Consider the following 26062-nt stretch of genomic DNA (forward strand, 5'->3'; position numbering starts at 1 on the left):
TCAGCCCGCCTCGCGGCAGGCGACCGGCACTGCCGAGGGATCGTCCGCGGAATTGGCCGTGGCGCCGGAGAGATCCAGCCACACCTGACCGTCGGTCACCCGGATCGGGAAGGCATGGGTGCAGCCACTGTCCGCCCCGGTGGCCTCGCCGGACTGCAGGTCGATCACCCAGTTGTGCAGCGGGCAGGTCACGCGCTCGCCGTGGACGATGCCCTGCGACAGCGGCCCGCCCTTGTGCGGGCACTGGTCGCGCAGGGCAAACACGCGGTCATCCGCGGTGCGGAACACGGCGATGTCGCCGTTCGGGCCCGCCACCACGCGCGCACCCAGCGGCGGGATGTCCTCGAGCGGACAGATCGCGAGCCAGCTCATGCCGACACCCCCTGGCGCGGGGCCGCGTCCACCGGCGTGATCGGGATGAACTCGTGCGCCGCATGCCCGGCGGCCCGCTCGGCCCAGGGGTCCACCTGCGCCACCTCCTGCGACTCCAGGAAGCGGGCGTACAGCGCGGCGCGGTTCTCGGCGTCGTCCACCAGGCGTTCCTTCACGCGGGTCAGCCCGACGCGCTCGATCCACGGGGCGGTGCGCTCCAGGTAGCGCGCGTCTTCGCGATAGAACTGCATGAAGGCCCCTGCGTATTCGAGCACCTCGGTCTCGGTTTCCACCTTGCAGAGGAAGTCGGTGGCGCGGACCTTCACCCCGCCGTTGCCGCCCACGTGCAGCTCGTAGCCCGAGTCCACGCAGACCACGCCCAGGTCCTTGATCGTCGCCTCGGCGCAGTTACGCGGACAGCCGGAGACCGCCATCTTGAACTTGTGCGGGGTCCAGGAGCCCCAGGTCATCCGTTCCAGCTGGATGCCGAGCCCGGTCGAGTCCTGGGTGCCGAAGCGGCACCACTCGGAACCGACACAGGTCTTCACCGTGCGCAGGGCCTTGCCGTAGGCATGGCCGGAGACAAACCCGGCCGCGCCAAGATCGCGCCACATCGCCGGCAGATCGGGCTTCTTCACCCCCAAAAGGTCGATGCGCTGGCCACCGGTGAACTTGACCGTGGGCACCTGGTAGCGCTCGGCCACCTCGGCGATCGCGCGCAGCTCGGCCGGCGTGGTCACTCCGCCCCAGATGCGCGGCACGACGGAATAGGTGCCGTCCTTCTGGATGTTGCCGTGGGCACGCTCGTTGATGAAGCGCGACTGGGCGTCGTCCTGGTAGTCCTTCGGCCAGGCCGCCAGCAGGTAGTAGTTGAGCGCCGGGCGGCAGACATGGCAGCCGTTCGGGGTCTTCCAGTCGAGGGCCTCGAACACCGCGTCCATGGTCTTCAGCCCGTCGCGGCTGATCGCCGCGCGCACCTCGTCGTGGCTGTGGTCGGTGCAGGCGCAGACCGGCTTTTTCGCCGGGGCGTCGGAGTAGTCGCCGCCCAGCGTGGTGGCGAGCACGGACTCCACCAGCCCGGTGCAGGAGCCACAGGAGTTCGACGCCTTGGTGTGGGCGCGCACGTCCTCCAGCGTGAACAGCTTGTGCTCGCTGATTGCCTGGACGATCTCGCCCTTGCACACGCCGTTGCAGCCGCAGATCTCGGCCTCGTCGGGCATCGCCGCGACCCGCGAGGCCTCGTCGCCGTGGCCGGAGTCACCGATATGCGCCTGGCCGAACAGCAGGTTCTCGCGGATGTCGGCCACCGGCGTGGCATCGCGCATCAGCTGGAAGTACCAGGAGCCGTCCAGGGTATCGCCGTACAGCACCGCCCCCTGGATCCGGTTGTCCTTCAGCACCAGGCGCTTGTAGACGCCGCGCGCGGCATCCTTGAACACCAGGTCCTCGGTGGTCTCGTCGCCGGTGAAGTCGCCGGCAGAGAACAGGTCGATCCCGGTCACCTTCAGCTTGGTGGAGGTCATCGAGCCCTCGTAACGCCCGATGCCGTACTCGGCCAGGTGGTTGGCGCAGACCTTCGCCTGCTCCCACAGGGGCGCGACCAGGCCGTAGGTGGCGCCGCGGTGCTGCACGCACTCGCCGACCGCATAGATCGACGGGTCATAGGTCTGCATGGTGTCGTTCACCACCACGCCGCGCTCGCAGTGCAGCCCGGCGGACTCGGCCAGCGCGGTGTTCGGGCGGATGCCGACCGCCATCACCACCAGATCGGCATCGACCTCGCTGCCGTCGGTGAAGCGCACGCCGGTGACGCGGTCCTCGCCCAGGATCGTCTCGGTCTGGTGCGCCATGCGAAAACGCATGCCGCGCTGCTCCAGCGAGCCGCGCAGCATCCCGGCGGCCTCGGCATCCAACTGGCGCTCCATCAGGTGATCCATCAGGTGCACCACGGTGACCTCCATGCCCTGGCGCATCAGACCGTTGGCGGCCTCCAGGCCTAGCAGGCCACCGCCGATCACCACCGCATGCCGGTGTGCGCGACTGGCCGCGAGCATCGCGTCCACGTCGTGGATATCGCGGAAGGCGACCACGCCCTCGAGTTCGTGCCCCGGCACCGGGATCATCACCGGGTCGGAGCCGGTCGCCAGCAGCAGGCGGTCATAGGGCGCCTCGGTGCCGTCCTCGGCGATCACCCGCCGGTTTACGCGGTCGATCCGCTCAATGCGCTTGCCCTTGTGCAGGGTGATGCCGCGTTCGGCATACCAGGCATCGTCGTTCAGCATGATCTCGTCGACGGTCTTCTCCGAGGCCAGTACCGGCGAGAGCATGATGCGGTTGTAGTTGCCCCAGGGCTCGGCACCGAACACGGTGATGTCGTACATGTCCGGCTTGAGCTTCAAAAGCTCCTCGACCGTGCGCATTCCGGCCATGCCGTTGCCGATCAGGACCAGCCGCGGCTTGTCGTTCGCGGTATCCATCACGCGGCCTCCGACTCGGGGTTCTTGTGGCGCTCGTGGAGAAAGCGCAGCACCTCGGCCCGGTAGTGGTTGTAATCGGCGTTGTCGGCCATCGCCAGGCGCTCGCGCGGCTTCGGCAGGTCGATCTCCAGAATCTCGCCGATGGTCGCCGCCGGGCCGTTGGTCATCATCACGATGCGGTTGGACAGCAACACCGCCTCGTCCACGTCGTGAGTGACCATCAGCACGGTATTGCCCAGCTCCGACTGGATGCGCATCACCTCGTCCTGCAGGTGCGCCCGGGTCAGCGCGTCAAGCGCGCCAAAGGGTTCGTCCATCAGCAGGACCTTCGGCTCCATCGCCAGCGCCCGGGCGATGCCCACGCGCTGCTTCATGCCGCCGGAGATCTCGTCCGGGCGCTTGTCCAGCGCGTGGCTCATGCCGACCATATCCAGCGTCTGCAGGATCCACTCGCGGCGTTCGGCGGCGGACTTGGTGCCCTTGAAGGTCTTGTCCACCGCCAGCGCCACGTTGTCGCGCACGGTCAGCCAGGGCAGCAGGGAGTGGTTCTGGAACACGACACTGCGATCCGGACCCGGCTTGCTGACCTCCTTGCCATCCAGGATCACCGCGCCGGTGCTGGTCTCCAGCAGCCCGGCGACGATGTTGAGCACCGTCGACTTGCCGCAGCCGGAGTGGCCGATGATGGAGATGAACTCGCCGCGGTCCACGTGCAGGTCGACGTCGCGCAGCACCTCGCTGGCCGTCGGGCCTTCGCCAAAGGTCTTGTGGACGTGTTCGATGGAGAGATAGCTGGTCATGATGATTCTCCTTTGAGGGGGCCGGCTCAGCCGGCCTGCGTGCCGCGGGTGACCCAGTTGCCGACGATCGCGACCAGACGGTCGAGGAAGAACCCGACCAGGCCGACGTAGACCAGGGCCAGCACGATGTCGCTGAGCATGGAGGCGTTCCAGGCATCCCAGATGAAGAAGCCGATGCCGACCCCGCCGATCAACATCTCGGCGGCAACGATCGCCAGCCAGGCGAGGCCGATGCCGATGCGCAGACCGGAGAAGACATACGGCGCGGCGGCCGGGAGCATGATCTTGGTGAAGTACTCGAAGCCGTTCAGACGCAGCACGCGGGCCACGTTCACGTAGTCCTGCGAGATGTTCCGGATGCCGACCGAGGTGTTGATGATGATCGGCCAGATCGCGGTGATGAAGATCACGAAGATGGCCGACGGGTTGCTGGCCTGGAAGGCAGCCAGGGAGATCGGCAGCCAGGCCAACGGCGGTACAGTGCGCAGCACCTGGAACAGCGGGTCCAGCCCGCGCATCGCCCAGGTGGACTGGCCGACCAGCACGCCGAGACCGATCCCGGCGACCACCGCCAGGGCGTAGCCGTAGGCCACACGTTCCAGGCTGGCGAGCAGCTGCCAGGCCATACCCACGTCGTTGCCGCCGTAGTCATAGAACGGATTGACGATCAGTTCCCAGGTGTCGGAGATCACCTGACTCGGGCCGGGCAGTACGGCTCCCTGGGAGGACGTCATCATTTCCCACAGAAACAAAAAAATCGCGGTCACGATCACCGGGGGCAGCACCACGGTGGCCGCGTGGCGCATACGCCGGCCCCAGAGCCCGGGGTCGGGCGGCGGGGCACCGCCGGAACGGGCCGGCGGCGGGGCCGAGCGGGCCACCGGGGCCGTGGAGGTCTCCGCGGCCGCCGGACGTTCGCGCCCGGCGCCGAAGGTCATGTTGCGATCGAGAATGGCACTCATCATCGAATCCTCTTGAATCGTCTGTGCAGGTGTCGGCGGGCCGCCGCGTCAGGACGCGATCGCCTTGATCTCCAGGCTGTCGAGGTAGGCCTGCGGGTCTTCCGGGTCGAAGACCTTGCCGTCGAAGAACGTTTCCTGGCCGCGCGAGGTGGATTCGGGGATGTCGGCCGAATCGATGCCAAGCGTGTCGGCCGCCTCGCGCCAGATATCCTCGCGGTTGACCTCGTCTACCAGGGCCTGCATGTCGAGATCCGGCGGCAGGTAACCCCAGCGGATGTCCTCGGTAAGGAACCACAGGTCGTGGCTCTTGAAGGGATAGGAGGCCTGGTCCTTCCAGTAGCGCATCTGGTCGGGGTGGTCCTCGACCACGCGGCCGGTGCCGTAGTCGAAGTTCCCCTGCATGCGATCGATGATGTCGGCGTACGGGGCGTGGATGTAGCGCCGGCGCGAACAGATCTCGGCGACCTCTTCCTTGTTCGCCGGATCCTCGCAGTACATCTGCGCCTCCATTACCGCCATTGTCAGGGCGCGGGCCGCATTCGGATTGGCTTCCACCCAGTCCGCGCGCATCCCCAGCGCCTTTTCCGGGTGGTTGTGCCAGAGCTCGCCGGTGGTGTTCGCGGTGTAGCCGATGCCCTGGTTGATCAGCTGCATGTTCCAGGGCTCGCAGACACAGAAGGTGTCCATGGAACCGACGCGCATGTTGGCGACCATCTGCGCCGGCGGGACGACGATGGTGGCGATGTCGCGATCCGGGTCGATCCCACCGGCGGCCATCCAGTAGCGGATCCACAGGTCATGGGTCCCGCCGGGAAAGGTCATCGCCGCGCGGATGTCGTCACCGCCGGCGGCCTTCTCGGCGAGCGCGCCCTTGAACTCGGTCGTGTCGGTCCCGACCTTCAGGTCCGCGTACTCGTCGCCCACCGAGATGCACTGCCCGGCCAGGTTCAGCCGCGCGAGGATCGTCATCGGCGTGCCACGGCGGTGGATCAGGTAGGGCATCGGCGTCAGGATGTGCGAGCCGTCGATACCGCCGCGGCGCGAGCCCAGTTCCAGGTTGTCGCGCACCGTGCCCCAGGAGGACTGCTTCAGCACCTGCACGTCGGGCATGCCATGGGCGGCGAAGAAGCCCTTCTCCAACGCGACGAACAGCGGCGCGGCGTCGGTCAGGGCAATAAAGCCCAGCTTCGCCTCGGTCGTCTCCGGCTTGCCGTTGCCGGCCTTCGCATAGCCCCACGGCGCGGCCCCGGAAACACCCAGCGCGGTCGCGCCGATCCCGGCGGCCATGCCGCCCAGGAAACGCCGGCGCGACAGGCCGGAGGTCTTTTTCGTGTCATTCGTGTGATCGGTCATTGCGGGTTCACTCCCCTTGTCAGCAAACACATCCCAAAAACGAAAAAAGGCGTCACATCAGCCCGGCCGCGTTTGCAGCCGGGTGATGGACGCCTTTGTCCAGTCCCTTGGGAGGCCCGGTCGTCGGGTCTCCCTGTTGTCAGGCGACGAACCGCCGTTGGCTCGTCTTGCCGATACTCCTGCAGGAGGTGTGCCAATTAGCCGTTGCTAATCGACCCCGCCAGAAACAATCGCGCCATGGCGCGGGAAAATCGGATGGTTCGCCGTATGGAGTCGAACGCTTTCGGAAAACCCGGCGTCCGGGAGACGATCCGCAAGGCACCATACTGGGGCGCGCTTGCGGTGCAGATGAACCGCGCTGGTGCACAACCTGTAGGATCCGCCCTGGCGGCGAAGCCCCTGCCAGTGTCCGCCACTGGCAGGGGCTTCGCGGGCAAGCCCGCTCCCACAGAGGCGCCGCCCACCGGCATCCGTTTCCCGGAGAATGGGCTACAGGCCGCCCTTGCCCAGCAGGTCGGACATCGCGACGGTCGCCTCGGCGACCTCGGCGAGGCGCCGGTTCTGGTTCATCGCCGTCTGGCGCAGGAGCTTGTAGGCCTGATCCTCGCTGAGGCCGCGGTGCTGGATCAGCAGCGCCTTGGCACGCTCGATGGTCTTGCGCTCGGCCAGGGCCTGGCGTGCCGCATGCAGCTCGTCCTCCACCGACTGCAGCCGGGCCGCCTGGCGCTGCACCAGGTCCATCACCGAGTGCCCGACAATGGGTACGTTGAGTGCGGCATCGCCCTCCTCCTGCGCGGGCTCCAGGCCCTCCGGCGCCCCAAAGAACACCGCATACGGCACGCTGTCGCGCAGCTCCGACTCGGCGAGCTGCGCGACCCGGTCACGCACCGCGCCGAGGTCCGCGCGATCCGCCGTGATGCGTGCCGAGCAGCACTCGTTCAGGTGCATCTCCAGCAGATCCTCGATCTCCTTCATCGCGTCGATGCGCGCGGTGGTACAGGCAAACCATTCCTCGGCCCGGGCGGGGTCGTGGTGCCCGGAAGCCTCGGTACAGGCCCGACGGCGAAGGCGCTCGATGTCGGCGGCGAAGGCCGCCGTCTGCAGCTCGCGCCAGGCGGCACAGGCCGCCGGTGCCGCGAACTCGGAGAAGATGCGGAACGCCCGTTCCTGGGCATCGATCCGATGGACCAGCGCCTGGCGCAGTTCGGGCTCGAAGTTCGCGGCGCCAAACCCGGCGGCCCCGATCGCGCGCTCCTGCCCTGCCAGTTCCTTGCCCTGCATGAAGTTCAGCAGGGCCACCAGGGCCCGCGAGACCTCGGGATCGGTCGCCGAATCCGCAGCCTCGAACACCAGGGCCATCAGGGCGCGAATCAGCTCGCTGAAGCCGCGGGTCGAGTCCATCGGGCTCAGGGTCAGCTCCAGGACCTCCTCGCGCAGGCTGCCCAGGCCGGACAGGCCATGCAGCGCCAGCGCCATGCGCCCCAGCAGCCGACTGCGGCCATGGGCGCAGGCGTCCGGGGCCAGCCAGCCATCCAGGTGCTCGCGGAACGCGGCCGCGGCGGCGTCCGATTCGGCCCGGTACTGCTCCAGTTCGCGGGTATAGCGCTGGCCGCCGGACCCGATCCAGAGGCTGGAGGCCCCGCGCTCGCGCTGCAGGGCATGCACCAGCGCGCGGATGCGCCCGACCAGCTGCACCGCCTCCAGCAGGCGCTCCAGGCTCACCACCTCGCACTTGCGCGAGGCGACCAGGAAATCGCCAATGGACTCTTCGAGGGAAAAATTCGGGGATGTGTTCTGGGTCATGCTCGTCGTCCGTGAATCACTCCCGGAACAAACAAGCATGCGATGTGCCAGTTCGACCGACTGACAGCGGGGGTACAAACAAAAACGGGCGGGGCATCACGCCCCGCCCGCGGAACGGCACGGCCGATCAGAAGCTCATGGAGCGGTCGAACTCGGCGACGGCCTGGACGTAGTGGCCCATGCCGGCCATCTCGGCGTTCGGCAGGAAGTTGTGCTCGCCGACGTCGCGACCCTTGGCGCAGGCCTCGCAGGCCCAGAACGGGACGCCTTCACTCACCAGCGAATCCACGATGTCCTTCATTGCCGGCATGTTGTGGCCAACGATCTTGTCGTACACGTTGCGGTTGGCGATGTTCACGGCCTCGCCCTGCAGCCAGACGGTCACATCGTGGCCCTGCTGCTTGGCCACATTGGCGGCGATCATGCCAAGCGTGGCGCGGGTCGGGTCGTCGGTACCGGCGGTGACGGCAACAATAAAGCGCATGGGAGTCTCCCGGGGTTGAAAAGGTGCGAAAACGGTAGCGGCCGGTGATCGCGGCGTCGATTTCCCACAAGCGGCGGGGAAACACTCGGGTCAGGGGGTGCCGCGGGCCGTGACGCTGTTGCGGTAGAGCTTGAAGGCCATCAACAGCCACGGTGTGGCGTGGAGGACCAGGTCAAGAATGTCCGGTAGCCGCGTCAGCTCACCGGCGAACAGCCAGCGCAGTTTCTCCGCGACATGCGGCTCGGGGATCCAGGGGGCCAGGCCGACGGTCGCAACCAGCAGTGCGAACAGCCAAAGGGGGGCCCGATCGACCCAGTAAAGGAAGCGTTTCATCGCGCGCATGCTACCCAAGCCTCGTCAGCGCCGCAGCCCGGAGCCGCGATCGTCCTTGCCCGCGCGGACCGGGATGACTAGAATCCGGCCAGCTTCAGGGGAGTAGCGACCCGGGTGGCCTGGCCTCACCGGGGTCTGCATCAACAGATTCGATCCTCCGCCCGGAGGACCGTGGTGCAGACAGCCCCGCCGCCGATGCGGCACCGGGCCCCGCGAGACCTGTGGCATGGCGCCCCGATCCGTGGCCGGGTGGGTGGTGCGATGTCACATGTCTTGCCCACCCACCCGGCCCGGAAGACCGTCATGGAAGCCCTGCTCGTCTCTACCGTCATCGTCGCCATCGCCGAGATGGGCGACAAGACCCAGCTCCTCGCCCTGCTCCTGATCTGCCGCTACCAGCAGACCTGGCCCATCATCTGGGGCATCGTGGTGGCCACGCTGGCCAATCACTTCCTGGCCGCGCTGGCGGGCGTGTGGATCGGCGCCAGCATCCCGGAGGACTGGCTGCGCTGGGGCCTGGGGATCGGGTTCATCGTGATGGCCGCCTGGGTACTGGTCCCGGATGGCGAGGACGAGCTGCCGGCCGCGTCGAAGCACGGTGTGTTCTGGACCACCACGGTGCTGTTCTTCCTGGTCGAGATGGGCGACAAGACCCAGGTCGCCACTGGCGCGCTGGCCGCGACCTTCGACAGCCTGATCCTGGTCGTGATCGGCTCGACCATCGGCATGGTGCTCGCGAATGCCCCGGTGGTGTGGCTGGGCCAGCGCTTCGCCTGCCACCTGCCCCTGCGGCTGTTACGCGCGCTCGCCGCCCTGCTGTTCCTCGCCCTGGGCATCGGGGTCCTGCTCGCCTGGGTCTGAGGAAGATACTGAGGTCAGCGGCGCCTCGGTGTGCAGTGTCTTCTGGCCCAGCCAGATGCGGCGCACCAGACGCGGCAGCAACAACAGAAGCGCCAGCACCGCGAGCAGGGCCAGCCCCAGCTGGACCCCGCTGTCGGCGCCACTGGCCATCTCCCGGGTGGCGTGCCCCAGCCAGGCATAGGCGAACAGGCTGGGGATCAGGGCGACCATGGTGGTCAGCGCGAAGACCGGCAGCGGCAGCCGGACCAGTCCCAGGGCGTAGTTCGTCGGCGCGAACGGAAACACCGGCACCAGGCGGGTCAGGGCCACGACCCGCCAGCCCTCGGCCTCCACATCCGCCCGCAGCCGCGTGCTGCGCGGCCCCATGCGCGGGGCCAGCCAGGGCTGCAGCCAGGTACGCGCCAGCAGGAAGGCAATGACCGCCGCCAGGGTCGCTGCCAGCAGGCTGAGGGCGGCGCCGGTGAAGGGGCCGAACAACGCCCCGCCCAGCAGGATCCAGAAGGTACTGGGCAGCGGGAACAGGGCCAGCAGCATGAAGGCGAGCACGAACACCAGATAGGCACCCGCACCCCAGCCCCGCAGCCAGGCCTCCACCTCGCCCAGCGGGAAGCCAAGGCTCGGCCACTCGGTGGTCAGCAGGATCCACGCCAGCGACACGCCGAACAGGATCGCCGCCACCGTCAGCCACCGCTTGTGATGCCGGATGCGCAACCCGGTCAGCCCTCCCCGCCGGGGTTTCCATCCGCGTCGCGCAGACGGTCCAGGCGCTCCGCCAGCGCGCGCTCGGTGCCGTCCCGGCGCGGGCTGTAGAAGCGCTCGTCTTCCAGACCCTCCGGCAGGTAGACCTGCCCACGGGCGAAGCCATCGGGCTCGTCGTGATCGTAGCGGTACCCGGCCCCGAAGCCTTCCGCGCGCATCAGCTCGGTCGGCGCGTTGCGCAGATGCAGCGGCACGCCCGGGCTCCCGGTCTCGAGGATCGCCGCGCGCGCCTGGTTCAGCGCAACGTAGGCACTGTTGCTCTTGGGTGCGGCGGCCAGTTCGATCACCGCCTGCACCAGCGCCAGGTCGCCCTCCGGCCGGCCCAGGCGTTCCACGGTCTGCCAGGCCGCCAGCACCCGCGCGCCCAGCCCGACTGCGGCCAGGCCGATGTCCTCGTAGGCCATGCGCAGCAGCCGCCGGCCCAGGTAGTCCGGATCGCAGCCGGCATCCAGCATGCGGGTCAGCCAGTACACCGCCGCGTTGGGGTCGGAACCGCGCACCGACTTGTGCAGGGCAGAGATCTGGTCGTAGAAGGCATCGCCCTGGCGGTCGAAGGCCAGGGACTGCGCGCCCATGACCGCGCGCAGGGCGTCTCCGGTAATCGCCCCGTCGCGGGCCAGGTCGGAGGCGGTCTCCAGCCAGTTCAGGGCACGCCGGGCATCCCCGTCCGCGGCCCGCGCCAGGCGCTGACGCTCCTCCGGGTCCAGCGTCAGGCCACGCCCGCCCAGACCCCGTTCCGGGTCGTTCAGGGCGCGCTCGATCAGGGCCTCCACGGCCTCCGGCCCCACCGCCTCCATGCGGTAAACCCGCGCCCGCGACAGCAACGCGCTGTTCAGGGCGAACGACGGATTCTCCGTGGTCGCGCCCACGAAGGTCAGCGTGCCGTCCTCGATATGCGGCAGCAGCGCATCCTGCTGGCCCTTGTTGAAGCGATGGATCTCGTCGATGAACAACAGCGTGCCGACCCCATTGCGCCGGCGCGCCTTCGCGGACTCCACAACCGCACGAACGTCCTTCACCCCGGCCAGTACGGCGGACAGCGTCACCAGTCGCTGGGCGCCGGCCGCCGCCACCAGCCGCGCCAGCGTGGTCTTGCCGCATCCGGGCGGGCCCCACAGGATCATGGAGGGGGTCTGGCCCTGCTCGATCGCCTGGCGCAGCGCCGCATCCGGGCCCACCAGGTGGTCCTGGCCGACCATCTCGTCCAGCCGCGCCGGACGCATCCGCTCGGCCAGTGGCGCGGTCGGATCCGGGGCTGCCGGGGCCGGTTCGGGATCGGATTCGGGCGATGCCATGTCCGGATCCGGGCCGAACAGATCACCTTCGGGGGAATCGCTCATGGCGCGATTGTAACGCCTCGGGGGAAAGACCCCTTAGTCACTACGAAGCGCCCGAATATAGGCAAGGGCGATTCACAGGAAGATGGGAAGGTTCGAAGATTGATGGGGCCGTGGCGCGGTGCCGTGACCCATGAACGGGGAACCACGTAAACGTTGTAAACGTTCTGCTACCACGTTTCCCCCAAGAACCCTTCCCACCTTCCTGCCTTCCTGTAAATCGCCCTTGGTTTTTCGTGCCTTGCGCAGAGGACCAAGCGCGGACGGGACGTGTTTACGGGCGGTAGATGTCGGTGCCGGAGGGTGGGTCGAAGGTGAAGATGGCCGGGTCGAGGTCGGCGTTGCGTTCGGTCTCGTGGAAGCGGATCACGGTCTCCTGGCCGAAGATGTCGCGGAAGGCCATGCGGGTGAGATCCCCCTCCGCGGTCAAGTCCAGGTCCAGGCTGGTGAAGTCGGCCTGCTCGTTGCGCGGCACCAGCACCAGGCGCAGGGCGTCACCCCCCGGCACCGGGCGCAGCGACATGCGGAAGTGTTCGTCCAGGCGCTCCGGCTGAGTGATCGCGGCGATCGGGGTCGCATCGAAGGCATCGCCCAGCGGGCGCACCGTGGCCTGCGACAGGTCCGGGTCGTACATCCACAGGTCCTGCCCGTCGGAGACGATGGTCTGCGGGAACGGCTCGGTCACCTCCCAGTGCAGGCGGTTGGGCATGCCCAGCTGCATGCGGCCATCGGACTCCTGCAACACGTAGCCGGTGTCGTCGCGCACGGTCTGGGTGAACACGGCGGAGAAGGTCTCCAGGCCGTCCACAAAGCGATCCAGCGCGACGCGGGCATCCGCGGCGGGTTCAGCGGCCGTTGGCGGGCCGGCGACCAGGAAAGCCGCGGCCACGAGGGCCAGGAACAGGCGCGAAGGAGAGCGAGGCTTCATGCGAACTCCAGTTGGGTTGTTGCAATCATCCTGCGCCCGGTCGCTTAACCGGGCGTGAATGTGGTGTACGGGGAGGACGAACCGCGTCACGCGATCAGGGACATGGACCTCGCCCATGCCCCAGGGTTCGGATCGCCCGGGTTCGGGGCGCTCAGTCGTTCGGGCCGGGGACCAGGACCTCGCGATTCCCGTTCGACTGCACCGGGCTGACCAGACCGGCGGCTTCCATGTCCTCGACCATGCGCGCGGCGCGGTTGTAGCCGATCTTCAGCCGCCGCTGGACGAACGAGATCGAGGCCTTGCGCGACTCGATGACCACCTGGACCGCCTGGTCGTACAGTGGGTCCGACTCGCTCTCGCCCCCGTCCGGCGATTCCAGCCCGGGGATGCTGGCCGCACCCGCCTCCGGCTCGTCGAGGATGGCCTCGTTGTAGTCCGGCTCGCCGGTGGATTTCAGGTACTCGACCACCTGGTGCACCTCGTTGTCGCCAACGAAGGCCCCGTGCACGCGCTCGGGCATGGCCTTGCCGGGCGGGAGGTAGAGCATGTCGCCGTGGCCCAGCAGGTGTTCCGCGCCCATCTGGTCGAGGATGGTGCGCGAGTCCACGCGCGAGGAAACCTGGAAGGCGATGCGGGTCGGGATGTTCGCCTTGATCAGGCCGGTGATCACGTCCACCGACGGGCGCTGGGTGGCCAGGATCAGGTGGATGCCGGCGGCACGGGCCTTCTGTGCCAGGCGCGCGATCAGCTCCTCGACCTTCTTGCCGACCACCATGATCATGTCGGCAAACTCGTCGACCACGATCACGATAAACGGCAGCGGCTCCAGCTCCGGCGCCTCGGTCTCGGTAATCGCTTCCTCGGGCTTGAACAGCGGATCCTTCAGGGGCTCGCCGGCGGCCTGGGCATCACGCACCTTCTTGTTGTAGCCGCCGATGTTGCGCACGCCCATTGCCGACATCAGCTTGTAGCGGCGTTCCATCTCCGCCACCGCCCAACGCAGGGCGTTGGAGGCGTCCTTCATGTCGGTCACGACCTCGCACAGCAGATGCGGGATGCCCTCGTACACGGACAGCTCCAGCATCTTCGGGTCGATCAGGATCAGCCGGACCTCGTCCGGAGTCGCCTTGTACAGCAGCGACAGCAGCATGGCGTTCACGCCCACCGACTTCCCGGAACCGGTCGTCCCGGCCACCAGCAGGTGCGGCATCTTCGCCAGATCGGCCATCACCGGGGCGCCGCCGATATCCTTGCCCAGCGCCATGGTCAGCGGCGACTTGTTCGAATCGAACAGGTCCGAGCGCAGGATCTCGGACAGCGCCACGATCTCGCGATTCTCGTTCGGGATCTCCAGGCCCACCGTGGACTTGCCCGGGATCACCTCGACGATGCGCACCGCCATCACCGAGAGCGAACGCGCGAGATCGGTGGACAGCCCGGAGATGCGCGAGGCCTTGACCCCGGCGGCCGGTTGCAGCTCGAAGCGCGTAATCACCGGGCCCGGCTGCACCGCGACCACTTCGACCTCCACGCCGAAATCCTTGAGCTTGAGCTCCACCTGCCGCGACAGCGCCTGCAGGGACTCCTCCGAGAAACCTTCGGGCGGCGGCGGCGGCTCGTCGAGCAACGACAGCGGCGGGTGCGGATCGGCCCCGCTGCCCTCGGTGAACAGCGGAACCTGTTTCTCCTTCTGCACGCGCGGACTGGGGGGCGGCGTCTCGATGCGCGGCTCCACCCGCGAGGGCGCGCGCTTCTCGGTGCGCTTGCGCTCCTTCTCTACCCGGGTCTCGCGCTCGGCCCGCTCACGGGCACCAATGCGCCGGTCGCGCGCCGAATCGATCGCCGCACGGGCGCGCTCCCAACCGCGCACGGCCAGCTGGCCGAGCCGGTCCATCAGCAGGAACCACGAAAGCCCGGTGAACAGCGTCACCCCCGCGAGGAACAGGGCCAGCAGGACCAGCGTACCGCCCACCAGGCTCAGTCCGGCGACCGCCCAGCCGCCAAACAGATCGCCGAGGATACCGCCGGCATGCACCGGCATCCCGCCCGGCAGCAAATGCAGGGCGGCCAGCGCGGAACCGGCGATCAGCGCCACGATCAGCGCCAGGCCGCGCACGGTCAGCTCCGTGGGGCTGGCAATCTGCGCCTCGCGGCGATGCCGGAACAGCCACCAGCCAATGCCAGCGACCGCCAGCGGGATCAGGTAGGCCAGATAGCCCAGCAGGTGAAAGGCGATATCCGCGAACCAGGCCCCGGTAGTACCGCCGAGATTGCGCAGGCCCTCGCCGTCGCCGGTGGTCGACCACGCCGCATCGCCGGGGTGATAGCTGGCCAGCGCCACCAGCAGATAGAGCGCCAGCATGCCGAAGATCAGCAGCGCGCCCTCGCGCAGCCCGCGCAGCAGCTGCCCGCTCAGGCTCGGCGGGGCCACCGGCTCCGCCGTCTTCTTCCCCTTGCCCCCGGTCTTGGCCTTGCTTGCGGCCATGCACTCCCCACTGGTCAGGCCCGCGTCGCGGGCAACTCGAATCATCGCGCAGTTTACCGGTTAAACCGGCGTTCGTGGGCGCGCCCGGCCCGGGCTGCGAACCGGTTCCGGGTCGGCGGACCAGATCCATCCCTCGCGCGCGGCGATCGCGGCCTCGTCTGCCGTCGGCGCAACCGCCTGCCCGTCCAGAAAATCGGCCCCGGCCAGTACGCACAGCACGGCATCCACCACATCGTCAGTGACATCGTCCAGGTCCGGCACGGACACCTCGAAGGACCCCGGCAGCCGGGCTCGGACGTCGACCCGAGTCTCCCAGCCTCGGACCTTGCGCAAGGCAGCCGGATACACCTCGATCGCGGTCGAATCGGCAATCGGCCCGGCCACCCTGGGCAGCGGAAGCGACTGCCCGCTGTGGTCGCGCAGGGCCTGCAACAGGTTGACCGCCGCCAGCGCGGTGCGCGCGATGAAGTTCGCCCCCACCTCCAGCGGGCGTTTGCCAAGGCGCTCCCGGATCACCCGGTCCGTATGACGGTGGAACATTGCATCGGCGTGCGCCGCGATGCCCGCCCCGGCCTGGTGCCCGGCCAGCTCGCTTGCCAGGCTCGATGGCCAGCCAAGCGGCGCATCCAGGCACAGCAGAACGGGTTCCGGCGTATCCATCCAGCCGCCCAGGATCGCGGCGGGCGGTTCAGTCGGGGATGCGCGCCGTGCCGCCTCCAGACGCAGAACCCCGCCGGACCAGCGGGCCAGAGCCAGGCCCGTCTTGCGTGGCTGGGTCGCACAATCGACCCCGATGATGCGGACGGTGCCGCTCACGGCCGCCGGCCCCAGACCGCGAACACCGGATCGGCATGCTCCAGTCGCCCGGCATACGGGTCGTCCGGGGGTCTCGGCAGCCCACGCAGGGAGAAGGTCGACAGATCCACGAAGCCGGCGCGCAGAAAGACGTCGAGGACCAGCCCCATGCGCTCGAAGTCGTACAGCGGCTCCCAGGCCGCGATCGCCTTGGTCGGAAAGCAGCGATCGGAGAACGTGACCATGAACACCCCGTCCGGGCGCAGCACCTCGCGTACCGCGCGGAACACCGCCTCGGGCTGCGTCAGGTATTCGACCGACGCGGTACAGACCACGGCATCGAAGCTCGCCGCCGCATACGGCAGTTCCGGACGGAGGTTCAGGTCGTGCACCAAGGATGACGTCAGCCGGGGGTTGTCCGCCAGCTCCTCGGCGTTCATGCCCAGCCCGATCACGGCTTCAGGCGACTCGACTCGGTCCAGGTGGGACTCCCAGCTGCTCATCAGGTCGAGCACCCGCGCACCCGCCGGGATGCAGGCGGCATACAGCGCGGCGATCTCGGCCCGCGCGGTCGCGTCCAGGTGGTGCACCCGGCGCGGCTCGGCATAGAACACCGCATCGGACTCCGGGTCCTCGCGCCCCAGCGCCCCGTCGGCCCAGAAGTCGGTCGGCCGTCCACGCCAGCGGGCCTGCATGCCCGGCCCGCGGGCCGTCAGCAGCCGGGCGACATCCACCGCCCGCTCATCGTCACGCCCAACCTCGTGGCGCGCCATGACCCGCGCCTGCAGCCGCAGCTCGTGCCCGGCCAGCGGATGATTCCGATCCGCCACCAGGTGATCACCCTCCAGCGCCCCGATCCGGAACAACTCGCGATCCCCGGCCTCGATCCCCGCATGACCGGCAAGGAACGCACGCGGGTAGAAACGCCCCGCACGGGGCTCCACCCGGCGGTGCCGGCGCAGGCCCCGGTTGAACGCCGATGCCGGAAGCTCCAGCACACGGTCGGCCTCCTCTTGCGGAACCAGGGCCGCGGCGGCCTCGCGGGAGGCCTCGTGCGCCAGCCCCGCGCCCGACCCGCGCAGGGCGGCCCCGAGATCGCCCGGCCAGCGGTCCCGTTCCGGCTCCAGCCACGGCAGGAACAGACACTCCCGGTGACGGGCCTCGGCACTCACCCAGTCCAGCGTGAAGCCGACATCCACAGCCATTCCCTGCGTCGGTCGCGCTTCACTGTTATTCGGATTGGCGAATGGATCCCGCATGAACACCCTCCCGTAGACTGCCTCGTTGACGATCTTCCGGTTATGGTACGGGCAAGCCCCCACCGGATGTCCGCATGCCCCGCACCCTCTGCTCGCCCCCGTTTGTGTCGCTGCTGGCCGGCGCAGTGTTCGTGTTCGCCACGTTGCTGAGCCTGCCGTCCGCTCAGGCCGAGGGAGATGAGGCCCGCGGCATCGGCGCCGATTCGACCCTGCGCGTGGGGACGCGCTTCGTGCCACCGTTCGTGATTGCGCCGGAGGAGCCGGGCGCCGCTCCTTCCGGCATTGCCATCGAACTGTGGGAGCGGGTCGCGGAACGCATGGAACTGGACTCCGACTACCGGGAGACCAGCCTCGAGGGACTCATCGAGGGCCTGGGGGATGACCGTATCGATATCTCGGTCGCGGCCCTAACCGCGACCGCTGAACGCGCCGAACGGGTCGACTTCACCCATCCGTACTACAGCACCGGGCTGTCGATTGCCGTGCCCCAGCAGGGCAACCCGGTCGCCGGGGCCCTGCGCGCGTTCATCTCCATACCCTTCCTGATGGTCATCCTCGCGCTCTCCGGACTGCTCCTGCTGGTGGGTGCGCTGCTCTGGCTGTTCGAACGCCGGCGCAACGCTGACGAGTTCGGCGGCAGTGCCGCACAAGGGCTCGGCTCCGCGTTCTGGTGGGCCGCCGTGACCATGACCACGGTGGGCTATGGCGACAAGGCCCCGCGCACCCTGCCCGGCCGCGCGATTGCGCTGGTCTGGATGTTCGCGGCGCTGATCCTGGTCTCCACCTTCACCGCCGCCATTGCGACCACGCTGACCGTCAGTTCGCTGGACACCGGCATCCAGAATGTCTCCGACCTGGAGGGCCAGCGCATCGCCACCATCGGCGGCTCCAGTGCCGCCGCCTGGCTGGACGACCAGGGCTTTGCCTACCGTGACCATGCGGACCTCGCCACCGCACTGGGCGCAGTCGCCGAGGGCCGGGCCGACGCCATGGTCTACGACGCTCCGCTGCTGCGCTATCAGGTCCGCGAGCACTTTGCGGGGCAACTGGAGGTTCTGCCGGTCGAGTTTCTGCGCCAGGACTATGCCCTCGCCCTGCCCCAGGGCTCGCCGCTGCGCGCCCCGATGAACGTCGCTATCCTCGAGATTCTGGAATCCGACGAGTGGCAGCGGGTGCTGCGGCGCTATCTCGGCAACTGACGGAGCCTGTCACGGGGAGACACCATCATGGAGGAGACCTTTCTGATCGCGATCGTCGACCAGGACCGCGAGGAGCAGGCCCTGGCCATCGCCGCCGAGGAAGGCGGCGCGGACGGGGCGGTGATCCAGGGTTCGGGCCTCGGTTTCCCCGAGCACATGACCTTTCTCGGCGTGACCTACCAGGGCAACGAGTCGGTCTGCATCTGGCAGCTGGATACCGCGCGCGCCGAACGCATTGCGCAGCGCCTGAACCTGGAGCTCGACCTGTTCCAGCCCTACAACGGGCTTGCCTTCACCCTGGACGTGAACGCCCTTCAGGGCATGGAGTTCGTCGGCCACCTGACCACCACGCCCTGACGCCCCCGGATACGGAGACTCTGCCATGCAATTCGTTCTGCTCGCCGCCGTCATCCCGCGCAGCCTGGCCGACCGCGCGATCGAGATCGTTCAGCGCGACGGGGCCGCCGGCCTGACCCTACTGGATGCCCAGGGCATCGCCCAGCTGCGGCGCAACCCGGTCATGGACCTGAAGGACACCTCCGGCCGCAAGGTGCTGCTGATGGTGCTGGAGTCCAGCCTTGCCCGGCGCATGCTGGACCACCTGGACGCGGAACTGGAACTGAGCCGACTGGGCAACGGGTTTGCCGTGACCCTGCCGATCAAGGACATCGCCGGCATCAAGCCGGAACAGATCGAGCACCTGCGCAAGACGCTCGGGAAACACTGAACGCGGCTCAACGCCAGGGCGGATCCACGCCCTCCACACGATACTCGCGGCCCAGCGCGCGCAGCAGGCTGAAGCAGCAGAAGACCAGGATGATTGCCACTGGCAGCCCGGCGGTCAGGGAGCCGGTCTGCAGGCTGTCCAGCGCGCGCTCGCCGCCGACGATCAGCAGCGTCGCGGCCACCGCGCCCTCGGTAATCCCCCAGATCACCCGCTGGCGCTTCGGCGAGTGCTTCGAGCCGCGCGAGATCAGTGCATCCACCACGTAGGTGCCGGAGGCCGACGAGGTGATGAAGTAGGTCGCGATCAGCAGGGTCGCCACGCCAGAGGCGATCGTGGTCCAGGGCAGCTGCGCGAGGGTCGCGTACAGGGCCACGGTGGTGTCCTCGGCGACCGCCGCGGCGATGCCCGCGCCGTCGTCGAACAGCTCCATGTGCAATGCAGTGCCGCCGAAGATCGCCATCCAGGCGAACACGAACAGGCTGGGCAGGGCGAGCACGCCGACGATGAACTCGCGGATGGTGCGCCCGCGCGAGATGCGCGCGATGAAGATGCCGACGAACGGCGACCAGGCGATCCACCACGCCCAGTAGAACATGGTCCAGTCCTTCTGCCACTGCGAACCGCCGATGGCGTCGGTGTGCAGGCTGAGCTGGATGATCTGCTGCAGATAGCCGCCGGTGGAGTCGAGGAAGAAGCGCAGGATGAACAGCGTCGGCCCGGCGATCAGCACGAACAGCATGAAGCTGATCGCCAGCACCAGGTTGAACACGCTGACCCACTTCAGCCCGCGATCGAGCCCGGAGATCACCGACAGCACTGCCACCGCGGTGATCGCGGTAATGATGCCCACCTGCCACCAGTGCGAGACCGGCATGTCGACCAGCACGTTGAGCCCGGTATTGAGCTGCATCGCCCCGAACCCCAGCGAAGTCGCCAGCCCGAACAGGGTGCCGAACACCGCGAGGATGTCGATCACATGCCCGATCGGGCCGTAGATGCGATCCCCCAGCAGCGGGTAGAAGATCGAGCGGATGGTCAGCGGCAGGCGGTGCCGGAAGCTGAAATAGGCGACCGACAGCCCCAGCACCACGTACACCGCCCAGGCATGCAGGCCCCAGTGGAAGAAGGTGTAGACCATCGCCTGGCGCGCGGCCGCGTCGGTCTCGCCATCGCCGGTCGGCGGGTGCTGGTAGTGCAGGATCGGCTCGGCCACACTCCAGAACACGAGGCCAATCCCCATACCGGCGGAGAACAGCATCGCGAACCAGGCAGCGAAACCGAACTCCGGCCGGTCGTCCGGCTGCCCCAGCCGGATCACGCCATAGCGGCTGAAACCCAGCCAGATCAAAAAGCCAAGGAAGAAGGTCACCACCAGCAGGTAGCCCCAGCCGAGATACTCGGTGATAAAGCCGTGGATGCTGGCGAACACCTCGCTGGCCGTGGACGGGAAGATCACCCCGAAGGCGACGAACACCACCACCATGATCGCGGAGGCAGTGAACACCGTCGGGTTCACCGTGGCGAAGAAGGCCTCCGGGCGATAGTCATTCATGCCGCCGCCTCCCCGCTGGCCGGATCAGCCCGACGCATCGGAATCCGTGCCCTCGTCCGCGGAGCACAGCGCCCCGGTGAGATCCGCCTGGTCCAGCACGTGCCCCTCGGCCACGACATCGAACTGGCTGCGGGTCGCCCCCGCCTCCAGCTCCAGCTCGACATCCAGCGCCAGCAGGCGGAAGCGGTAGTGATGACAGCCCTCCGGCGGCACCGGGCCGAGGTAGCCGACCTTGCCGAAGGCATCCATCCCCACGCGCCCCTCGCGGGGCAGGTGCAGGGCATCCACACAATGCGTATCCGGCGGCAGGTTCCAGACCAGCCAGTGGGTGACCTCCCCCAGCGGCGAATCCAGGTCCTCCAGGATCAGCGCGAGGCTGCGCGCGCCCGCCGGCACCTCGCGGATCTCCAGCTGCGGCAGCTCGTTGGCATCCCGCGCCGAGACCTCGATCGGCATCCGTTCTCCATCGGTAAAGGCCGGACTGCTCAATCGCATGGCCCGCATCCTCCTCCATGACCCGGTTACAGGCTCGCCCGCGGCCGAGGGCGGGTCAAGCCGTGCGCCCGACAACCCGCGGCCACATTGATCGGGATCAAGTCCCGGGCCGTTGCTTGCCCATCACACCCGCGTCGCGCGTACACTTCACCGTATGGCAAAGCTGACCTTTCAGGGGGCGACCGGCGAGGTCACCGGATCGCGTTATCTCCTCGAGACCGACGACGCCCGCATCCTGCTGGAATGCGGGATGTACCAGGGCAACAGTGATGCGGACGAGGCGAACCGCGCCCCGCTCGCCGAGCTGGCGGAAAGCCTCGACGCGGTGGTGTTGTCGCACGGCCACCTCGACCACTCGGGGCTCCTGCCCAAGCTGGTGCGCGACGGCTACCGCGGCCCGATCTACTGCACGCCGGGCACCGAGGAACTGCTCGAGATCATGCTCGAGGATGCCGCGTTCGTGATGAGCAAGGACATCGAGTGGGAGAACAAGTGGCGCCGGCGCGCGGACAAGCCGCTGCTGGAGCCGGTCTATGACATCGACGACGTCGCCACCACCCTCGGGCTGTGCGAGGCCGTGCCCTACGGCCAGGCGCGCAAGATCGCGGGCGGGATTGGCCTGACCTTTCGCGATGCCGGGCATATCCTCGGCTCCGCGATCGTGGACCTGATCGTGCCCGCTGGCGGTCGCGACCGGCATCTGGTGTTCTCGGGCGATCTCGGCAATGCCGACGCCGTGCTGATGCACGAGCCCGCGCGCCCGGAACACGCCGACCACGTGCTGCTGGAGAGCACCTACGGCGACCGCGACCACCGCCCGATGGAGGAGACGGTCGAGGAGTTCGCGCAGGTGCTGGCCGAGGCCGACAAGAGCGGCGGCAACGTGCTGATCCCGGCCTTCGCGGTCGGCCGCACCCAGGAGGTCCTCTACCACCTGAGCATGTTGCACCACGCCGGGCGCCTGCCGCAGCAAAAGGTCTTCCTCGACAGCCCGATGGCGATCAAGGTCACCGAGCTGTACGCCCGCCTGCGCCGAACGCTGGACCCGGAGGACATGGACCGGCTGCACCAGGCCGCGAATGGGGATCCGGCTGCCTACCTGCCCGGGCTGCAGGTCTGTCGCACGGTGGAAGAATCCATGGCGATCAACCGCATCACGGGCGGCGCGATCATCATCGCCGGCTCCGGCATGTGCAATGGCGGGCGCATCCGCCACCACATGAAGTACAACCTGTGGCGGCGCGAGGCGCATCTGGTGATCGTCGGCTTCCAGGCCGCCGGCACGCTCGGGCGGCGTCTGGTGGACGGCGCCGAGAAGGTCAAGCTGCTGGGCGACGAGGTCGCGGTGAACGCCAAGATCCATACCCTGGGAGGCTTTTCCGCTCACGCCGGGCGCAGCCAGCTGCTCGACTGGGCACGCGGCTTTCAGGACCAGCCGGTGTTCCATCTGGTCCACGGCGAGCCGGAGGCGCGCGAGGCCCTGGCCGCCGGCCTGCGTGACGAGCTGGGGGCCGAGGCGCGTGTGCCCGCCTTCGGCGAGACCATCACCCTGTAACGCCGCATCCCCACAGCTGCGATGCCGGAGGCCGAAGCCGTCAGCACCTACGCCCTGATCGCCGGTTTTCTCGGCGGTCTCGGCCTGTTCCTGCTCGGGATGACCCTGCTGACCGACGGCCTGAAGACCGCCGGCGGCAAGGCGTTGCAGCATATCCTCGGGCAATGGACCCGCACCCGGCCGCGCGCCCTCGCCTCGGGCATGGGCGTGACCGCACTGGTGCAGTCCTCCAGCGCGGTCACCGTGGCCACCATCGGCTTCGCCAACGCCGGCCTGCTGACGCTCGGACAGTCGGTCTGGGTGATCTTCGGCTCTAACGTCGGCACCACCATGACCGGCTGGCTGGTCGCGCTGATCGGCTTCAACATCCGCATCGAGGCCTTCGCCCTGCCGGCGATCGGCATCGGCGCCCTGCTCTACCTGTTCATGAAGGCCGCGCGGCCGCGCTACCTGGGCCTGGCCCTGGCCGGCTTCGGGTTGCTGTTCTTCGGCATCGACGTACTGCGCGAGGCCTTCGAGGGGCTTAGTGCCACCTTCGACCTCGGCGCGCTGGCCCGCCCCGGCTTCCTCGGGCTGGTCATCATGGTCGGCATCGGCGCGCTGCTGACCGTGCTGATGCAGAGCTCCTCGGCCTCCATGGCCATGGCCCTGACCGCCGCGATGAGCGGTGCGGTCCCGCTGGAGGCGGCCGCCGCGGCCGTGATCGGCGCCAACCTCGGCACCACGGTCAAGGCGCTGCTGGTGGTGATCGGCGCGACCCCGAACGCCAAGCGCGTCGCCGCAGCCCATGTGATCTTCAACGGCCTGACCGCAATCGTCGCGCTGCTGATCCTGCCCTGGTTCCTGGCCGCGATCGCCTGGATCTGGGGCAGCACCGGCGAGGCCCCGGCCCCGGCGGTGCTGCTGGCGCTGTTCCATACCGCGTTCAACCTGCTGGGCGTGGCGCTGATGGTCCCGGTCGCCCCGCCGATGATCCGCTGGCTGCAGGGCCGCTTCCGCACCATCGAGGAAGACATCGCCCGGCCCCGGTATCTGGACCGCAGCAGCTCCGGGGTCCCGGATCTCGCCCTGCAGTCGCTGATCCAGGAGACCGAACGCCTGGCCGATATCGGCCATTCGATGGCACGCGAGGCCTTGCAGGCCACCCCGCCAGCTGCCGGCATCCTCGATCGCCGGCGCCTGGCCGCGGAGCAGCTCACCCAGGCCATTGCCGAGTTCGCGGCGCACACGGCCAACCACCCGATGCCGGAACAGGTCGGGCACGGCATCGCCGAGGCCGTGCGCATCGCCCGCTACCACCGCGAGGTCGCCATACTGGCCGACGAGATCGCCGACCTGCGCCGCCAGTCCAGCGGCGAGGAGCGCCCGATCGTGACCGAGCAGCGCCGCGCCTGGCAGGAACAGGCGATACGCGCCCTGGACCTGTGCAATCTGGAGGCGGACGACGGCGACAATGGCCATGATCTGGCCGCCGCCGAGGCCGTGGACGCGGTGGAAACCACCTACGCCGAACTGAAGGCCGCCCTGCTGCGCGAGGGCACCTTCGGCTCGCTGAGCATGGCCGAGATGGAACGCCAGCTGCGGATCATCAGCATGGCGCGGCGCCTGGTCACTCAGGCGGCCAAGGCGCGTCACCACACCGAGGCGCTGAAAGACCAGATCCGGGGGCTGCGCAAGGGAAACACGGATTGATGCACACGCTCGCGTTGGCAATGGAGAACGCATGATCGACCGGGACACGCTGCAGGACGCGATCGCGAACCACCGGGCTGAGGCCCTGACCTTTGACGGGCTGGAATACGCCCGGCTGCTGGAACCGGTGAACCACTACCCGCGTGGTTCCGTGGTGCTGCCGGACGGCTCGGTGGTGCCCGGCTACCCGGCCATTGGGCGGATCCAGTCACTGGAGGCCGGCTTGCCGCGCCAGTTCGAGCAGCCGTTCTGGGCGGAGGAAAAGATCGACGGCTTCAACGTGCGCATCCTGCGCCGGGACGGCCGGGTCTACGCCTTCAGTCGGGGCGGTTTCGTCTGCGCCTTCAGCACCGACCGGGTGCCCGATTTCGTGGACCTCGGGGTGTTCGACGCCGAGCCCGACCTGGTGCTGTGCGCGGAGATCGCCGGACCGGACACCCCCTACCTGGAAGGCTCCACGCCGCGCGTGGCACAGGATGTTGGCCTGTTCGTGTTCGACCTGATGCGGCTCGGCCGCCCCGGCTTCGTGCCGCAGGACGAGAAATTCGCCCTGATGGAACGCCACCAGCTACCCCCGGCACCCCTGCACGGACGGTTCACGCCCGCGGACAGCGCAGCACTGGGACGCCTGATCCGACAACTGGATGCGGAGGGGGCCGAAGGGCTGGTACTGAAGACCGCGGACGGCCAGCACCGCGCCAAGTACGTGGCCGGGGGCTCCTGCATCAACGACATCCGGGTGTGTTCCGAGCAGCTGCTGGACCTGCCGCCGGAATACTTCACCAACCGCCTGACCCGCCTGGCGGTGTTCCTCGCGGAGCATCCCCCCACCGAACCTGCCGCCGTGGAAAGGGAACTGGGCGAGGCCCTGCTGTCCGGACTGGCAACCGCAGTGGACAAGAGCCGGCGCGAGGGACGCGTCGGCCATACCTACCGCTGCCGCTTTCGCGAGCGCGCGGGGGCGCAGCGCTTTGTCGACCACATGCAGGCAACCGGCGGGCGCCACGTGCGCTTCCTGCCGGGCACCCCGCGTCAGGAAGAAAGCGGCTACTGGCTGCTGGAGTTCGAACGCCTGTTCGACCGCATCACCGGCACCCTCGCCTCCGCCCTGGCCGGAGACCGGCAATACGACTGAGCCCTTCGCCTGCTTGCAGGCGAACTCGGGAAAGGCCCCGACTTGCGGCCTCAGGCTCCGCCCTGACCGGGGATGCCCGACTCGGAGAGGTTCTCCATCACCTGGCGCAGGTAGTCGGCGGTGACCAGCTTGATGCCCATGCGGTTGCCCAGCTTGCGCATGCCCTCGTCGGCGCTGGCCAGCTCGGCATCCAGCTCCATCGCCAGCAGCACGGCATCGACATCCTCGCGCGAGTCCACCAGGCCTTTGCGCATCGCCTCGCGGAAACGCTCGCGCAGCTGCGTGATCAGCTCCGGGCGCAGCGACTCGGCCGCCCCGGCTTGGCGCGTGTGTTCCTCGGCGATGCGCAGGCCGCGGTCGATGCGGGTACGCACCTCGTCGATGAACTCGTAGAGGATGTCGCTCGGCAGGGTCAGGGCGAAACGCCGCGGGGAGCGCACCCAGACCACGGTCTCGAAGTCGGCCGCCAGGGCCTCGAGGTCGCGCATGCCGCGAAACTCCTCGTACACGGACAGCGGCATGTAGAACTCGGCGGGGCAGTGGCGCGCCAGGTTGAGAAAGGTCCGCAGGATGTCCTCGGGGTCCTCGCCGAACTGCCCGGCCACATGCGGGTTGGTAAAGACGCTGGTATCCAGCACGAATCGGCGCATCACGACCTCCTGTCGGCTCCCTTCATCATCGGCAGGGGCCGGCAGCCCG

24 protein-coding genes are annotated in these 26062 nt (G+C 68.5%); 7 read left to right on the forward strand and 17 right to left on the reverse strand.

From position 1 onward, the window contains the following. The 8 genes from nirD to D103_RS0112070 form a co-directional block, all read right to left on the reverse strand. Positions 1–372, reverse strand: a complete 372-nt coding sequence (gene nirD / locus D103_RS0112035) for a nitrite reductase small subunit NirD (RefSeq protein ID WP_018876961.1) — start codon at positions 370–372, stop codon at positions 1–3. Then, complete coding sequence (gene nirB, locus D103_RS0112040; protein WP_018876962.1) at positions 369–2849, reverse strand: nitrite reductase large subunit NirB; 2481 nt, start codon at positions 2847–2849, stop codon at positions 369–371. The genes nirD and nirB overlap by 4 nt, the downstream gene beginning before the upstream one ends. Further along, the gene (locus D103_RS0112045; RefSeq protein WP_018876963.1) at positions 2849–3649 is read right to left on the reverse strand and encodes an ABC transporter ATP-binding protein; all 801 of its coding nucleotides are present in this window, start codon (positions 3647–3649) and stop codon (positions 2849–2851) included. Before D103_RS0112045 ends, nirB begins: the two co-directional genes overlap by 1 nt. Before the next feature lie 26 nt (positions 3650–3675). Beyond that, complete coding sequence (ntrB, locus tag D103_RS0112050) at positions 3676–4611, reverse strand: nitrate ABC transporter permease (RefSeq protein ID WP_018876964.1); 936 nt, start codon at positions 4609–4611, stop codon at positions 3676–3678. 48 nt (positions 4612–4659) lie between these two features. Beyond that, positions 4660–5964, reverse strand: a complete 1305-nt coding sequence (locus D103_RS0112055; protein ID WP_018866406.1) for a CmpA/NrtA family ABC transporter substrate-binding protein — start codon at positions 5962–5964, stop codon at positions 4660–4662. 489 nt (positions 5965–6453) lie between these two features. Continuing rightward, a complete protein-coding gene (locus tag D103_RS0112060) occupies positions 6454–7767 on the reverse strand; it encodes a nitrate regulatory protein (RefSeq protein ID WP_018876965.1) in 1314 nt (437 codons plus the stop codon). Between the two features lie 127 nt (positions 7768–7894). Next, positions 7895–8251, reverse strand: a complete 357-nt coding sequence (locus tag D103_RS0112065; protein WP_017941855.1) for a DsrE family protein — start codon at positions 8249–8251, stop codon at positions 7895–7897. Positions 8252–8341: 90 nt separating this feature from the next. Beyond that, positions 8342–8584, reverse strand: coding sequence for a hypothetical protein (locus D103_RS0112070; RefSeq protein WP_026280358.1), 243 nt, complete (start codon positions 8582–8584; stop codon positions 8342–8344). A gap of 303 nt (positions 8585–8887) precedes the next feature. On the opposite strand from D103_RS0112070, the gene D103_RS0112075 reads away from it, so the two are divergent. Then, positions 8888–9445, forward strand: coding sequence for a TMEM165/GDT1 family protein (locus D103_RS0112075; protein ID WP_018876967.1), 558 nt, complete (start codon positions 8888–8890; stop codon positions 9443–9445). Here D103_RS0112075 and D103_RS0112080 read toward each other — a convergent pair. The 6 genes from D103_RS0112080 to D103_RS0112105 all read right to left on the reverse strand — a co-directional run bounded on the left by D103_RS0112080 (position 9380) and on the right by D103_RS0112105 (position 17008). Continuing rightward, a complete protein-coding gene (locus D103_RS0112080) occupies positions 9380–10156 on the reverse strand; it encodes a TVP38/TMEM64 family protein (protein ID WP_018876968.1) in 777 nt (258 codons plus the stop codon). The two genes, D103_RS0112075 and D103_RS0112080, sit on opposite strands and share 66 nt — an antisense overlap. Positions 10157–10161: 5 nt before the next feature. Next, on the reverse strand, positions 10162–11544 hold the full coding sequence (locus D103_RS0112085; RefSeq protein ID WP_018876969.1) for a replication-associated recombination protein A: 1383 nt from the start codon (positions 11542–11544) through the stop codon (positions 10162–10164). Positions 11545–11815: 271 nt separating this feature from the next. Beyond that, positions 11816–12469, reverse strand: a complete 654-nt coding sequence (gene lolA, locus D103_RS0112090; protein ID WP_018876970.1) for an outer membrane lipoprotein chaperone LolA — start codon at positions 12467–12469, stop codon at positions 11816–11818. A gap of 151 nt (positions 12470–12620) precedes the next feature. Then, positions 12621–14954 (reverse strand): DNA translocase FtsK, encoded by a 2334-nt coding sequence (locus tag D103_RS0112095; RefSeq protein ID WP_038028887.1) that lies wholly within the window; start codon positions 14952–14954, stop codon positions 12621–12623. 60 nt (positions 14955–15014) lie between these two features. Then, positions 15015–15770, reverse strand: a complete 756-nt coding sequence (locus D103_RS0112100; protein WP_018876972.1) for a DUF429 domain-containing protein — start codon at positions 15768–15770, stop codon at positions 15015–15017. Beyond that, positions 15767–17008, reverse strand: a complete 1242-nt coding sequence (locus D103_RS0112105; RefSeq protein WP_026280360.1) for a methyltransferase domain-containing protein — start codon at positions 17006–17008, stop codon at positions 15767–15769. Before D103_RS0112105 ends, D103_RS0112100 begins: the two co-directional genes overlap by 4 nt. Before the next feature lie 74 nt (positions 17009–17082). On the opposite strand from D103_RS0112105, the gene D103_RS0112110 reads away from it, so the two are divergent. From D103_RS0112110 to D103_RS0112120, 3 genes are read left to right on the forward strand one after another with little or no spacing between them, the layout of a single operon-like run. Continuing rightward, positions 17083–18207, forward strand: a complete 1125-nt coding sequence (locus D103_RS0112110; protein WP_018876974.1) for a transporter substrate-binding domain-containing protein — start codon at positions 17083–17085, stop codon at positions 18205–18207. A 27-nt stretch (positions 18208–18234) separates the two neighbouring features. Continuing rightward, complete coding sequence (locus D103_RS0112115; RefSeq protein WP_018876975.1) at positions 18235–18564, forward strand: hypothetical protein; 330 nt, start codon at positions 18235–18237, stop codon at positions 18562–18564. Between the two features lie 25 nt (positions 18565–18589). Further along, positions 18590–18934: a hypothetical protein gene (locus D103_RS0112120; RefSeq protein WP_018872340.1), complete on the forward strand. Its 345-nt coding sequence runs from the start codon at positions 18590–18592 to the stop codon at positions 18932–18934. A 7-nt stretch (positions 18935–18941) separates the two neighbouring features. Here D103_RS0112120 and D103_RS0112125 read toward each other — a convergent pair whose 3' ends face one another. Together D103_RS0112125 and D103_RS0112130 are read right to left on the reverse strand one after the other, a co-directional pair. Then, positions 18942–20486, reverse strand: coding sequence for a BCCT family transporter (locus tag D103_RS0112125; RefSeq protein ID WP_018876976.1), 1545 nt, complete (start codon positions 20484–20486; stop codon positions 18942–18944). 24 nt (positions 20487–20510) lie between these two features. Then, positions 20511–20942, reverse strand: coding sequence for a YbhB/YbcL family Raf kinase inhibitor-like protein (locus D103_RS0112130; RefSeq protein ID WP_018876977.1), 432 nt, complete (start codon positions 20940–20942; stop codon positions 20511–20513). Positions 20943–21135: 193 nt separating this feature from the next. Here D103_RS0112130 and D103_RS0112135 point away from each other — a divergent pair, with 193 nt between their 5' ends. Genes D103_RS0112135 through D103_RS0112145 form a run of 3 tightly spaced genes read left to right on the forward strand, consistent with a single transcriptional unit; the run spans position 21136 to position 25363 of the window. Then, on the forward strand, positions 21136–22536 hold the full coding sequence (locus D103_RS0112135; RefSeq protein WP_018876978.1) for an MBL fold metallo-hydrolase RNA specificity domain-containing protein: 1401 nt from the start codon (positions 21136–21138) through the stop codon (positions 22534–22536). Between the two features lie 21 nt (positions 22537–22557). Continuing rightward, positions 22558–24228: a Na/Pi cotransporter family protein gene (locus tag D103_RS0112140; RefSeq protein ID WP_018876979.1), complete on the forward strand. Its 1671-nt coding sequence runs from the start codon at positions 22558–22560 to the stop codon at positions 24226–24228. A gap of 31 nt (positions 24229–24259) precedes the next feature. Next, entirely contained in the window at positions 24260–25363 is a 1104-nt protein-coding gene (locus D103_RS0112145) for an RNA ligase (RefSeq protein ID WP_018876980.1), read from the forward strand. Between the two features lie 50 nt (positions 25364–25413). On the opposite strand, the gene D103_RS0112150 is transcribed toward D103_RS0112145, so the two are convergent. Next, on the reverse strand, positions 25414–26013 hold the full coding sequence (locus D103_RS0112150; RefSeq protein WP_017941871.1) for an RNA ligase partner protein: 600 nt from the start codon (positions 26011–26013) through the stop codon (positions 25414–25416). Positions 26014–26062: the final 49 nt, after the last annotated feature.

It is taken from the genome of Thioalkalivibrio sp. ALE31, from assembly GCF_000377405.1.
Lineage (GTDB): Bacteria > Pseudomonadota > Gammaproteobacteria > Ectothiorhodospirales > Ectothiorhodospiraceae > Thioalkalivibrio.